10 protein-coding genes are annotated in these 12,420 nt (G+C 71.6%); 6 read left to right on the top strand and 4 right to left on the bottom strand.

Annotation, left to right across the window (positions count from 1 at the left end; all coding sequences use genetic code 11):
• The first annotated feature begins 75 nt into the window (after window positions 1-75).
• From ACIP2X_RS26335 to ACIP2X_RS26350, 4 genes are all read left to right on the top strand, one after another.
• Window positions 76-1,236 carry an alkaline phosphatase PhoX gene (locus ACIP2X_RS26335; RefSeq protein WP_401676987.1) on the top strand — a complete coding sequence of 387 codons (1,161 nt, stop codon included), beginning with the start codon at window positions 76-78 and terminating at the stop codon, window positions 1,234-1,236.
• Window positions 1,237-1,414: 178 nt separating this feature from the next.
• Window positions 1,415-2,380, top strand: a complete 966-nt coding sequence (locus ACIP2X_RS26340) for a superoxide dismutase (RefSeq protein WP_401676989.1) — start codon at window positions 1,415-1,417, stop codon at window positions 2,378-2,380.
• A 40-nt stretch (window positions 2,381-2,420) separates the two neighbouring features.
• Entirely contained in the window at window positions 2,421-2,846 is a 426-nt protein-coding gene (locus ACIP2X_RS26345) for a TIGR03668 family PPOX class F420-dependent oxidoreductase (RefSeq protein ID WP_401676991.1), read from the top strand.
• A gap of 94 nt (window positions 2,847-2,940) precedes the next feature.
• A complete protein-coding gene (locus tag ACIP2X_RS26350) occupies window positions 2,941-3,405 on the top strand; it encodes an excalibur calcium-binding domain-containing protein (RefSeq protein WP_401676993.1) in 465 nt (154 codons plus the stop codon).
• 1 nt (window position 3,406) lies between these two features.
• Here ACIP2X_RS26350 and ACIP2X_RS26355 read toward each other — a convergent pair whose 3' ends face one another.
• Window positions 3,407-3,610: a hypothetical protein gene (locus ACIP2X_RS26355; RefSeq protein ID WP_401676995.1), complete on the bottom strand. Its 204-nt coding sequence runs from the start codon at window positions 3,608-3,610 to the stop codon at window positions 3,407-3,409.
• A gap of 192 nt (window positions 3,611-3,802) precedes the next feature.
• Between ACIP2X_RS26355 and ACIP2X_RS26360 the strand changes: the two genes are divergently transcribed.
• The gene (locus ACIP2X_RS26360) at window positions 3,803-4,711 is read left to right on the top strand and encodes a UTP--glucose-1-phosphate uridylyltransferase (RefSeq protein WP_401676997.1); all 909 of its coding nucleotides are present in this window, start codon (window positions 3,803-3,805) and stop codon (window positions 4,709-4,711) included.
• Window positions 4,712-4,845: 134 nt separating this feature from the next.
• Here the strand turns inward: ACIP2X_RS26360 and ppdK are convergent, their stop codons facing one another.
• On the bottom strand, window positions 4,846-7,593 hold the full coding sequence (gene ppdK, locus ACIP2X_RS26365; protein WP_401676999.1) for a pyruvate, phosphate dikinase: 2,748 nt from the start codon (window positions 7,591-7,593) through the stop codon (window positions 4,846-4,848).
• Between the two features lie 405 nt (window positions 7,594-7,998).
• Complete coding sequence (locus ACIP2X_RS26370) at window positions 7,999-9,207, bottom strand: ROK family protein (protein WP_401677001.1); 1,209 nt, start codon at window positions 9,205-9,207, stop codon at window positions 7,999-8,001.
• Window positions 9,208-9,434: 227 nt separating this feature from the next.
• Between ACIP2X_RS26370 and ACIP2X_RS26375 the strand changes: the two genes are divergently transcribed.
• Window positions 9,435-11,231 carry a CDP-alcohol phosphatidyltransferase gene (locus ACIP2X_RS26375; protein ID WP_401677003.1) on the top strand — a complete coding sequence of 599 codons (1,797 nt, stop codon included), beginning with the start codon at window positions 9,435-9,437 and terminating at the stop codon, window positions 11,229-11,231.
• Here ACIP2X_RS26375 and dusB read toward each other — a convergent pair whose 3' ends face one another.
• Entirely contained in the window at window positions 11,232-12,365 is a 1,134-nt protein-coding gene (gene dusB, locus ACIP2X_RS26380; RefSeq protein ID WP_401677005.1) for a tRNA dihydrouridine synthase DusB, read from the bottom strand.
• Window positions 12,366-12,420: the final 55 nt, after the last annotated feature.

Consider the following 12,420-nt stretch of genomic DNA (forward strand, 5'->3'; position numbering starts at 1 on the left):
CGCCTAGCGTCCCTGACCGCACGACCCCGCCGCCGACCGGCGGCGGGGCCGGTCACGGCACCTCTTGGAGTGACAGTGGAACGTCGTAACCTCCTGCGTGCGGCCGTCCTCGGCGGCTCGACGGCAGCGCTCGGCGGCAGCCTGTGGCGCGGCGCCGCGTACGCGGCCCCCGCCCAGCCGGGCACAGGCCCCTACGGTGCGCTCGGTTCCCCCGACGCCAACGGCATCAGACTCCCCAGCGGCTTCACCAGCAGGGTGATCGCCCGTTCCGGACAGCGTGTCTCCGGCACGTCCTACACCTGGCACAACGCCCCTGACGGCGGCGCCTGTTACGCCGACGGCAGCGGCTGGATCTACGTGTCCAACTCGGAGATCAACCCCTCCGGCGGCGCGAGCGCGGTCAAGTTCTCCTCGACGGGCGCGGTCACCGGGGCGTACCGCATCCTCTCCGGCACCCGCACCAACTGCGCGGGCGGCAAGACCCCGTGGAACACCTGGCTGTCCTGCGAGGAGGTGTCCCTCGGCTACGTCTTCGAGACCGACCCGTGGGGCGTGAAGGCGGCGGTGCGCCGTGACGCCATGGGCCGCTTCAAGCACGAGGCGGCGGCCGCCGACCCCGTCCGCAAGGTGGTCTACCTGACCGAGGACGAGACCAACGGCCGCTTCTACCGGTTCGTCCCGGCGACCTGGGGCGACCTGTCCTCGGGCACGCTCCAGGTGATGGTCGCGGGCTCCGCCACGTCCGGCTCCTTCACCTGGGCGAACGTGCCCGACCCGGACGGCTCCCCGACCGCCACCCGCTCCCAGGTGTCCGGCTCGAAGTCCTTCAACGGCGGCGAGGGCTGCCACTACGCCGACGACACGGTCTGGTTCACCACCAAGGGCGACAACCGCGTCTGGCAGGTCAACCTGACCAACAACACCTACGAACTCGCCTACGACGACTCCCTCGTCAGCTCCGGCACGGCCCCGCTCACCGGCGTCGACAACATCACCGGCAGCTCCTCCGGCGACCTGTTCGTCGCGGAGGACGGCGGCAACATGGAGATCTGCGTGATCACGCCCAACGACGTGATCGCCCCGTTCCTGCGGATCGACGGCCAGTCCGGCTCGGAGATCACGGGACCGGCGTTCTCCCCCGACGGGCGGCGCCTGTACTTCTCCAGCCAGCGCGGCACGAGCGGCAGCTCCTCCGGCGGCATCACGTACGAGGTGACGGGTCCCTTCCGCGCCTGACGCGCCCTGACGGGCTGGTGAGAGGTCGGTGGGGCACGGTCACGCCCCGGGAGGGCGGCCCGTCGGGTCGCTGTCGAGTTCCTGTCGAGTTCGCCGAGGCGGTCGAGCCCGGCCGGAACGAGAGGTTTCATCGAGTCCCACCGACTCTTCCTGCCCCACCCTCACGGAGGCGCGATCCATGACTCGGAACCATCCCCAGCCGTCCCGGCGCGCCGTGCTCGGCGGCGTGGCCGCCGCGCTCACGGTGGCCACCGCGGCCGGCCCGGCACGGGCGAGCACGAAGGGCAGGTGGCCGACGGAGTTCCCGCTCCCCGACGGCTTCCTCCCCGAGGGCATCACCATCGGCGACAGGCCGTACGCGTACATGGGCTCCCGCGCCGACGGCGCCGTCCTGCGCACGGACCTGCGCACCGGCGCCTACGAGACCGTCCACCCCGGCGCGGCAGGCACCGCGTCCATCGGCCTGAAGCTGGACCGCGACGGCCTGCTGTACGTGGCCGGGGGCGGCGGCGGGACGGCTCGCGTGCTGCACGCGCACACCGGCGAACTCCTGCGGACCTACCAACTGACCGCCACCTCGGGTCAGTTCGTCAACGACGTCGTCCTGACCGGCGACCGGGCCTGGTTCACGGACTCCCGCGCGGCGGTCCTTCACGGCGTCCCGCGCGGCGGCCGCGGTGGGGTGCGCGGAGGGGGCCGCGAAGAGGTCCGCGCCCTGCCCCTGACGGGCGACTGGACGCAGACGCCCGACGTCAACAACGCCAACGGCCTCGTGGCGACCCCCGACGGGCGTGGCCTGATCGTCGTGAAGAGCACCCCGGGCGAGCTGTACCACGTGTCGCTGCGCACCGGGTACGCCACGAGGATCCGCCTGCGCGGCGCGGAATCGGTCGTGAACGGCGACGGCCTGGTCCGCGTCGGCCACACCCTGTACGTCGTCCAGAACCGCCTCAACCTGATCAGCGTCTGGTCGCTCTCCCGCGACCTGCGCAGCGCCTCCCTGACCCGCACGATCACCGACCCCCGGTTCGACGTGCCCACCACCGCGGCCCGCCACGGCGACCGCCTCTACCTGGTCAACGCCCGCTTCACCAGCCCGCAGACGCCGCAGACGACGTTCAACGGGGTGGCCGTTCGGCTCTGACGCCGGGCCACCCGGGTCCGCCGCGTGGCACGGTGGACGTATGAGGCTCTCCCCCGCCGACGCCAGGCGGCGATTCGTCACCGCGCCCGTGGCGCGGCTGGCGACGGCCGGCGCCGGCGGGGTGCCGCACCTGGTGCCGGTGACGTTCGTCGTCGTCGCCGAGGTCGTGTACTTCGCCGTGGACCACAAGCCCAAGAGCACCTGGGACCTGCGCCGGTTGCGCAACATCCGGGAGAACCCTGCTGTAGCGGTGCTGGCCGACCACTACGACGAGGACTGGTCGGCACTGTGGTGGGCCCGCGCCGACGGCCGGGGGGAGATCCTTCAGGACGGGGCGGAACGCCGGCACGCCCTCGCGTCGCTGCGCGGCAAGTACGCCCGGGACGACCAGTACGGCGACTCCCCTCCCCCAGGGCCCGTGGTCGCCGTCCGGGTCACCCGGTGGAGCGGCTGGACCTCCACCTGACGCCCACAAGTGTCACGAAATGGCCACATCGCCCGTGTGCCACGCGACCCGGCATTACGTTCATCCCCTCACGTAACACGTCTGGGGGGACGAGATGACCAACCCGTACATCCCACCGCCACCACCCGCCGTTCGCCCCGCCCCCGGGTGGGCCCGCAAACGGTACGTAATGCCCGCGCTGGCCCTGGCCCTCTTCCTCGGCGCCGGCATCGGAGCGGGCGGCGGCGACGGCGAGAAGACGACCGACGCGAAGCCGGCGGCCGCCGCGCCGGCACCGACGCAGACCGTCACCGCGACGGCGACCGCGACGGTGACGCGGACCCCCGAGGCCGCACCGGCGCCCACGGTGACCGTCACGAAGACGGTCACCGCGACCCGGACGGTCACCGCCGAGCCCGCGGCCGGCGGCGGCTCGGACGACTCGTCCGGCGCCGGCACGGTCTACTACGGCAACTGCACCGAGGCACGGGCGGCCGGTGCCGCCCCGATCCATCGCGGTGAACCCGGCTACGCCTCGCACCTGGACCGGGACGGCGACGGCGTCGCCTGCGACGCGTGACTCAGTGGCCGGTGAGGCCGTTGGGGAGGATCGTGTTCAGGGAGGTGACCGGGTGTCCCACCTCCAGCGCGCCGAGCACACCGCTCAGCAGGGCGGTGGCGGGCACCTCCTGGGTCGGGTCGGGAGCCGGGGCGGCCTGGGCGGCGGGGGCGGCGGCCACGAGCGCGGTGGCCATGACGGAGACACAGACGAGCTTCTTGATCATGTCCCGCCTAACGACGCACGCCGGTCCCGGGCAACAACCGTCACCCGGTTGCCCCTCGCCCGGACCCGGGCCGCGAGCGGCGTTCCTCCACGCCACGGGCATGCGCAGTCCCTCGGCGGTACACGTCCGGGTGGAAGACTCACCGCCACCACATCCCGTTCCTCGACACCCACTTCCGCCTCTGGGGGCTCCATGGCCACGACCATCCGCAGGGCAGTCATTCCCGCCGCCGGCCTCGGTTCCAGGCTTCTGCCGCTGACCAAGGCCACGCCCAAGGAGATGCTGCCCGTCGGCGACAAACCCGTCATCGAGCACACCGTCCGGGAACTCGTGGCGTCCGGCATCACCGACATCACCATCGTCGTCTCGGGCGGCAAGGGCCTGATCCAGGACCACTTCCGGCCCAACCCCGCGCTGGTCGCGCAGCTGCGGGCCGACGGCAAGGCGGCGTACGCGGACGCCGTGGAGGAGGTCGGCGAGCTGTCCCGGCTCGGCCACATCACCTACCTCGACCAGCACGGCCCGTACGGCAACGGCACGCCCGTGCTCAACGCCGCCCGCAACTTCGGCGACGAGCCGATGCTCGTGCTGTGGCCGGACGACGTGTTCGTCGCCGAGGTGCCGCGGGCCCAGCAGCTGATCCGGGCCTACGAGGCCACCAGCTGCCCGGTCCTCGCGCTGATGCCGATGGACCCGGGCGACTCCCAGCGCTACGGCGTGCCCGTGGTCAGGGAGGATCTGGACGAAGGGCTGCTGCGCATCACCGGCCTGGTGGAGAAGCCCAAGCCGCAGGACGCGCCCTCGGCCTACGCGGCCATCGGCGGGTACGTCGTCACCCCGGGGATCGTGGACGAGCTGCGGGAGCAGACCAAGCGCTGGTACGAGCACCGGACCGGCGAGATCTACCTGACCGACGCCATCAACGCCTACGCCGGCAGCCGCGCGGTGTACGGGCAGGTCATCCAGGGCCGCTGGTACGACACCGGCAACCCGCTCGCCTACCTCACCGCCCAGTTCGCCGCCGCCCTGGCCGACCCCGAGTACGGCCCCCCGCTGCGCCGCCTCGCCGCGGACCTGGACGACCCCGCCGAGGTCCGGTAGCGCGCGCGGCCCGGAGTCCCCGGCACGCCGAAGAGGGCGGCACCCCCGCACAAGGGTGCCGCCCTCTCCCGGTACGCCGGAGCCGCCGCCGGATCGTGAGGGTCGGGGATCAACGGCGGTTCCGGGGCCCTGGGTCAGCGGTGGTCGCTGCCCGTCGACTGCGAGGCCGCGCGGCCCGCCTCCAGCCGCGCCACCGGGATGCGGAACGGCGAGCAGGAGACGTAGTCCAGGCCGACCTCGTGGAAGAAGTGCACCGACTCCGGGTCACCGCCGTGCTCGCCGCAGACGCCGAGCTTGAGGCCGGGGCGGGTCTCGCGGCCGGCCTTCGCGGCGGCGGCGACCAGCGAGCCCACGCCGTCCTTGTCGATCGTCTCGAACGGGGAGACGCCGAAGATGCCCTTCTCCAGGTACGCGGTGAAGAACGAGGCCTCCACGTCGTCCCGGCTGAAGCCCCACACCGTCTGCGTCAGGTCGTTGGTGCCGAAGGAGAAGAACTCCGCGGCCTCGGCGATCTGAGCGGCGGTCAGCGCGGCGCGCGGCAGCTCGATCATGGTGCCGATCGCCAGCTTCAGCTTCGTGTCGGTCGCGGCCTCGACCTCGGCGATGACCTGGTCGGCCTCGTCGCGGACCAGTTCGAGCTCCTGCACCGTGCCGACCAGCGGGATCATGACCTCGGCACGCGGGTCGCCCTTCGCCGCCTTGCGCGCGGCCGCCGCCTCGGCGATCGCCCGGACCTGCATCGTGAACAGTCCGGGGATGACCAGGCCGAGCCGGACGCCGCGCAGGCCCAGCATCGGGTTCTGCTCGTGCAGCCGGTGGACGGCCTGGAGCAGGCGCAGTTCGTTCTCGTGCGGCTCCTGGCGGGACTCCGCGAGGGCCACACGGACCGACAGCTCGGTGATGTCGGGGAGGAACTCGTGCAGCGGCGGGTCGAGCAGCCGGATGGTGACCGGCAGGCCGTCCATCGCCTCGAAGAGCTCCACGAAATCCTGCTTCTGCAGCGGCAGCAGCTCCTTCAGCGACTCCTCGCGCTCCGTCTCCGTGTCGGCCAGGATCAGGCGCTCGACCAGCTCACGGCGGTCACCGAGGAACATGTGCTCGGTACGGCACAGGCCGATGCCCTGCGCGCCGAAGCGACGGGCCCGCAGCGCGTCCTCGGCGTTGTCCGCGTTGGCCCGCACCCGCAGCCGGCGCTTGCGGTCCGCGAACGCCATGATGCGGTGCACCGCCTCGACCAGTTCGTCGGCGTCGTCCGCGCCCGCGTGCATCCGGCCCTCGAAGTACTCGACGACCGGGGACGGGACCACCGGCACCTCGCCGAGGTACACCTTGCCCGAGGAGCCGTCGATGGAGATGAGGTCGCCCTCCTCCACCACCCGGCCGCCCGGCACCGTCATCCGGCGGCGCTTGGTGTCGACCTCCAGCTCCTCCGCGCCGCAGACACAGGTCTTGCCCATGCCGCGCGCGACCACGGCCGCGTGGGAGGTCTTGCCGCCGCGCGAGGTCAGGATGCCCTCGGCCGCGATCATGCCGTCCAGGTCGTCGGGGTTGGTCTCCCGGCGGATCAGGATGACCTTCTCGCCGGAGCGCGACCACTTCACCGCGGTGTACGAGTCGAAGACCGCCTTGCCGACCGCCGCGCCCGGCGAGGCCGCGATGCCCCGGCCGACCTGCTCGACCTTGGCGCTGTCGTCGAAGCGCGGGAACATCAGCTGGGCGAGCTGGGCGCCGTTGACCCGCTGGAGGGCCTCGGCCTCGTCGATCAGGCCCTGGTCGACGAGCTGGGTCGCGATCCGGAAGGCGGCTCCGGCGGTGCGCTTGCCGACGCGGGTCTGGAGCATCCACAGCTGACCGCGCTCGATCGTGAACTCGATGTCGCACAGGTCCTTGTAGTGGTTCTCCAGCGTCTCCATGATCTGCATCAGCTGGTCGTACGACTTCTTGTCGATCTGCTCCAGCTCCGCGAGCGGCACGGTGTTGCGGATGCCCGCCACCACGTCCTCGCCCTGGGCGTTCTGAAGGTAGTCGCCGTAGACGCCCTGGTGGCCGGAGGCGGGGTCGCGGGTGAAGGCGACGCCGGTGCCGGAGTCGGGGCCGAGGTTGCCGAAGACCATCGAGCAGACGTTGACGGCGGTGCCGAGGTCGTGCGGGATGCGCTCCTGGCGGCGGTAGAGCTTGGCCCGGTCGGTGTTCCAGGAGTCGAAGACCGCGTGGATCGCGAGGTCCATCTGCTCGCGCGGGTCCTGCGGGAAGTCCCGGCCGGCCTCCTTCTTGACGATCTTCTTGAAGGCGGTGACCAGCTTCTTGAGGTCCGCGGCCTCCAGCTCGGTGTCGACCGTGACCTTCTTGGCCTGCTTGGCCTTCTCCAGCGCCTCCTCGAACAGCTCCCCGTCGACGCCGAGGACGGTCTTGCCGAACATCTGGATGAGGCGGCGGTAGGAGTCCCAGGCGAAGCGGTCGTCGCCGGCCTGCTTGGCCAGCCCCTGGACGGACTTGTCCGACAGACCGATGTTGAGGACCGTGTCCATCATGCCGGGCATGGAGAACTTGGCACCGGAGCGGACCGACACGAGGAGGGGGTCGTCGGCCTGTCCGAGCTTCTTGCCCATCGTCTGCTCCAGCGCGTCGAGGTGCGCACTCACCTCGTCACGCAGTGCCGCGGGCTCCTCGCCGCTGTCGAGGTAGACCTTGCAGGCCTCGGTGGTGATGGTGAAGCCCGGGGGGACGGGAAGGCCCAGGTTGGTCATCTCGGCGAGGTTCGCGCCTTTGCCGCCGAGGAGGTCCTTGAGGTCCTTGTTGCCCTCGGTGAAGTCGTAAACGAACTTCACGCCCTCAACGCTGGTGCCGGATTCGGCTACCTGGGGATCTTTGTTTTCCGACACGGTCTCGACTCCTCGAGGACGCGGTGGCTGCCCTGACGGCGAGGAACATACCCAGATCGAAGGCGCCTGGGTACGTCCACTTACGCGTCATGCGCCTGTAACCACTCGTCCGCCACCGGATCGAAAGTCAAGGCTTGGTATGCGGTGACGGGCCCATGTTTTCACTTCTTGAACGCGGCGGCCTCAGCAGGCCAGGAAAACCGCTCATTTGAGCGGCATCCGCCACGCCTGATTTCGATCGATGAACGATCAAGGGGTGGCACTCAGTGCCACCCCTTGGAGAAGTGCAGTCGCCCAAGATCCGCTCATCTGAGCGCAACCCTTATCAGGGGTGGCGAGAATCACGCTGCCACAGGCGGCGGGATTTCACCATGCGGACGTGGTCGGGAGACGGAAACGTGCCTGTCACACGCCCAGCGCCCGCAGTCGCTCCTCCACCCGCTCCGGCGCGTACAGGTGCTCCACGACCAGCGCACCGGCCCCCACCAGCCCGGCCCGCTCCCCGAGCCGTGAGGTCACGATCTCCAGCCGGGCCGTGGAGCGCGGCAGCGCCCGCTCGTAGAGCAGTTCCCGCACGCCGGTCAGGAAGGGAGTTCCGGCCAAATCCCCGGCCACCATCAGCACCCCGGGGTTCAGCAGCGTCACGACGGTCGCCAGCACCTCGCCGACCCGGCGCCCGGCCTCCCGTGCCAGCCCCACCGCCTCGGGGTGTCCGGCCGCCAGCAGCTCCCGCACGTCCGAACCGGACGCCGCCGGCACACCCGCCTCGGCCAGCCGCCGGGCCACTGCGCCTCCGCTCGCGACGGCGGCCAGACAGCCGTGGGAACCGCACCGGCACAGCGCGTCCGCGCCCTCCGGCACCCGGATGTGCCCGATGTCCCCCGCGCCGCCGTCCAAGCCCCGGTAGACCGAGCCGTCGACGACGACGCCCGCGCCGATGCCCGTGGAGACCTTCACGAGGACGAACGCCGAGCAGCCGGGGTGAGCGGTGCGCTGTTCGCCGTAGGCCATCAGGTTCGCGTCGTTGTCGACCAGGACCGGGACGGGCCCGGCGCCCGAGTGCTCGGAGAACGCCCCGGCCAGCCGGCCGCGGATGTCGTAGCAGTCCCAGCCCGGCATGATCGGGGGCTGGACCACCCGGCCGGTGTCGGTGTCGACGGGGCCGGGGACCGCGAGGCCGATGCCGCAGACCTGGTCGGCGCGGTGGCCGCCCTCCCGCAGCATCCGCGCGAACCACCGGCCGAGTTCGCCGAGGACCGGCTCCGGGCCGTCCTCGATGACCAGGGTGCCGGTGTGCTCGGCGAGTATCTCCCCGGTCAGGGAGAGGATCGCCGCGCGGGCGTGGCGGGTGTCGAGGTCGGCGGCGAGGACGACCGCGTGCGCGTCGTCGAACTCCAGGGTGATGGCGGGGCGTCCGCCGAGCGGGGAGTCCACCGGGCCGCCGGCGCCCTCGCGCAGCCAGCCGGCGCGGAAGAGGCGGTCGAGGCGCTGGCCGACGGTCGCCCGGGACAGGCCGGTGGCCTGCTGGAGCGCTCCGCGTGTGGTGGCGCGGCCGCTGCGGACCAGTCCGAGCAGCTCCCCCGCGCCGGCCTGGGCCGTGTTGCGTCCGGTCATGCGCACCCCCTTGTGTTTCCCAACCCTGCATTACGCGATGAGTTTTGCGTGGTGAAGAGACGTAACTCTACGGTAGCCGGGGCGGACCGGCCGACCCACCGGTCGGCGGTGATATTTCGGTGTGCACTGAACGCGACGGGGCGGCGGGCCGTACGTGAGGGTGGCGGACCCGTTCCCCCACGCCGGGTCCGCCACTTTTCGGCGCTTTCGTACGGAGGGACCCAGGGGTGGCTGTCTTCACGCGTCAACCGCGAACGACCGAGGACGCGCCGGAGACCGCTCCGGACGGCCCTCCGGACAGCCCGTCGCAGAGCCCGTCGGACACCGCTGCGCAGACCCCCGAGGCCGACGCCCCGTCCGGCCGCCTCACGCGGTGGCGTGCCGCGCATCCCACCGCCGTGCGCGTACTGCGCCACCTCGCCACCGCCGTCTCCGTGCTGCTGGTGCTGGGCGCGTTGCTGCTGCCGAACACCCTGCACACCCTCACCCCGGGCAAGTTCCTGCGCCTTCCGGTCGAGGCGATCATCGGCGCCGCCGTCCTGCTGGTGCTGCCGCGCCGCCCCCGGCTGGTGGCGGCCGTCCTGGGCGGTCTCGGGCTCGCCGCGCTGACCGCCCTGAACGTGCTCGACATGGGCTTCTACGAGTACCTCGGCCGGGGCTTCAACCTGGTCCTCGACTGGGGCCTGCTGGACGACGCCCAGGCGTACATGGAGGACGCGATGGGCAGCGCGGGCGCCACGGCGCTCGCCGTCGGCGCGATCCTGCTCGCCGTCCTGGTGTTCGCGGCGATGATCCTGGCCACGGTCCGGCTGAGCAGTGTGCTCGCCCGGCACCGCGCGGTCGCCGTCCGCTCCACGCTCGCCGCCGCCGTCGTCTGGACGCTGACGTCCGCGCTGGGCCTCCAGACGGGCTCGCTGCCGCTCGCGACCGACCACGCGTCGGTGCTGGTGGAGGTGCAGGTGCGGCGGGTGCAGGCGACGCTGCGGGACGAGGCGGCGTTCGAGCGGGAGGCCCGCACGGACGTCTTCGGCGGGACGCCGGGCGAGCAACTCGTGCCGGGCCTGCGGGGCAAGGACGTCATCTTCGCCTTCATAGAGAGCTACGGCCGCAGCGCGATCGAGGACCCCCGGATCGCCCCCGGCGTCCGCCGGACCCTGGACTCCGGCACCGAGTCGCTCACCGAGGCCGGCTTCGCCTCGAAGAGCGGCTGGCTGACGTCGGCGACCTACGGCGGCAGCAGCTGGCTCGGCCACTCCACGTTCCTGTCCGGTCTGTGGATCGACAGCCAGCAGCGCTACCGGACCGTCACCTCCGGCGACCACCTCACCCTGACGAAGGCGTTCCAGAAGACCGGCGACTGGGAGACGGTCGGGGTGATGCCGGGTGTGCGCAAGGGCTGGCCGGAGGCGAAGTTCTACGGGCTGGACAGCGTCTACGACGCCTTCGAACTCGGCTACAAGGGTCCGAAGTTCAGCTGGTCGACCATGCCGGACCAGTACGCCCTGGAGGCGTTCCAGCGCCTGCAGCACGGCAAGAAGCGCGACAAGCCGCTGATGGCGGAGATCATCCTGACCTCCAGTCACCAGCCCTGGTCGCCGCTGCCGAAGATGGTCGACTGGGAGGACCTGGGCGACGGCTCGCTCTTCGGGCCGATCCAGCAGGCGGGCACGAAGCCGTCCGACATCATCGCGGACAGCGACCGCTCCAAGGAGGAGTACGGCAAGTCCGTGCAGTACTCCGTCACCAGCCTCACCCAGTGGCTGGAGCGGTACGGCACCGAGGACACCGTCATGGTCTTCCTCGGCGACCACCAGCCCATCGCCCGGGTCAGCGGCCACCGCGCCAGCCGGGACGTGCCGGTGACGGTCGTCGCCAAGGACCCGAAGGTGCTGGACAAGATCGCGAGCTGGGGCTGGACGGACGGGCTGCGGCCGGCGCAGGACGCCCCGGTGTGGAAGATGAGCGACTTCCGGGACCGCTTCCTGACGGCGTACGGCTCGACGCCGTCCCGGAAGACCGGCTGATCAGCCGCCGGAGGTGTCCAGTTCGGCGTCCTCGCCGATGCCCGCGCAGTCGTAGGGGTCCTTCAGCCAGCCGTCCGGCAGCACCACCCGGTTGTTGCCGGACGTACGGCCGCGGGGCCCGTCGGCGCCGGTCGGCCAGGGCTGGTCGAGGTCCAGTTCGTCCAGCCCGGCGCGCAGTTCGGCGAGCGAGGACGTGACGGCGAGGCGCCGGCGCATCTCGGAGCCGACCGCGAAGCCCTTCAGGTACCAGGCGACGTGCTTGCGGAAGTCGATGACGCCGCGCGCCTCGTCGCCGATCCACTCCCCGAGCAGGGTCGCGTGCCGGACCATCACGTCGGCGACCTCGCGCAGGCCGGGCCGGGCGAGGTCCTGATCGCGCCCCTCGAAGGCGGCCACCAGATCGGCGAACAGCCACGGCCGCCCCAGGCAGCCGCGCCCGACCACGACGCCGTCGCAGCCGGTCTCCCGCACCATCCGCACCGCGTCCTCGGCCGACCAGATGTCGCCGTTGCCGAGCACGGGGATCTCCGGAACGTGCTCCTTGAGCCGGGCGATGGCGTCCCAGTCGGCCGTGCCGCCGTAGTGCTCGGCGGCGGTGCGGCCGTGCAGGGCGACGGCGGTCACGCCCTCCTCCACGGCGATCCGGCCGGCGTCGAGGTAGGTGATGTGGTCGTCGTCGATGCCCTTGCGCATCTTCATCGTGACCGGCAGCTCACCGGCGCCGCTGACCGCCTCGCGCAGGATGGCGCGCAGCAGGTTGCGCTTGTACGGCAGTGCGGAGCCGCCGCCCTTGCGGGTCACCTTCGGCACCGGGCAGCCGAAGTTCAGGTCGATGTGGTCGGCCAGGTCCTCCTCCGCGATCATGCGGACGGCCTTGCCGACGGTCGCCGGGTCCACGCCGTACAGCTGGATCGACCGCGGCCGCTCGCTCGCGTCGAAGTGGACCAGCTGCATGGTCTTCTCGTTGCGCTCGACCAGCGCGCGGGTCGTGATCATCTCGCTCACGAACAGGCCCTTGCCCCCGCTGAACTCCCTGCACAGGGTGCGGAAGGGCGCGTTGGTGATCCCGGCCATGGGGGCCAGGACGACGGGCGGCTGGACGGTGTGCGGACCGATCTGCAGGGGCGTGGGCATTCCTCCATTGTGCCGTGCAATGAGTTCGTAAAATTCGTTAGTTAACCGCACTATC

It is taken from the genome of Streptomyces sp. NPDC089424 (assembly GCF_044749345.1).
Taxonomy (GTDB): domain Bacteria; phylum Actinomycetota; class Actinomycetes; order Streptomycetales; family Streptomycetaceae; genus Streptomyces.

Excerpts from the sequence above, each read along its gene's own strand:
- ACIP2X_RS26340 (WP_401676989.1), top strand. The coding sequence starts at position 1,415 with ATGACTCGGAACCATCCCCAGCCGTCCCGGCGCGCCGTGCTCGGCGGC.
- ACIP2X_RS26345 (WP_401676991.1), top strand. The coding sequence starts at position 2,421 with ATGAGGCTCTCCCCCGCCGACGCCAGGCGGCGATTCGTCACCGCGCCC.
- ACIP2X_RS26350 (WP_401676993.1), top strand. The coding sequence starts at position 2,941 with ATGACCAACCCGTACATCCCACCGCCACCACCCGCCGTTCGCCCCGCC.
- ACIP2X_RS26355 (WP_401676995.1), bottom strand. The coding sequence starts at position 3,610 with ATGATCAAGAAGCTCGTCTGTGTCTCCGTCATGGCCACCGCGCTCGTG.
- ACIP2X_RS26360 (WP_401676997.1), top strand. The coding sequence starts at position 3,803 with ATGGCCACGACCATCCGCAGGGCAGTCATTCCCGCCGCCGGCCTCGGT.
- ACIP2X_RS26370 (WP_401677001.1), bottom strand. The coding sequence starts at position 9,207 with ATGACCGGACGCAACACGGCCCAGGCCGGCGCGGGGGAGCTGCTCGGA.
- dusB (WP_401677005.1), bottom strand. The coding sequence starts at position 12,365 with ATGCCCACGCCCCTGCAGATCGGTCCGCACACCGTCCAGCCGCCCGTC.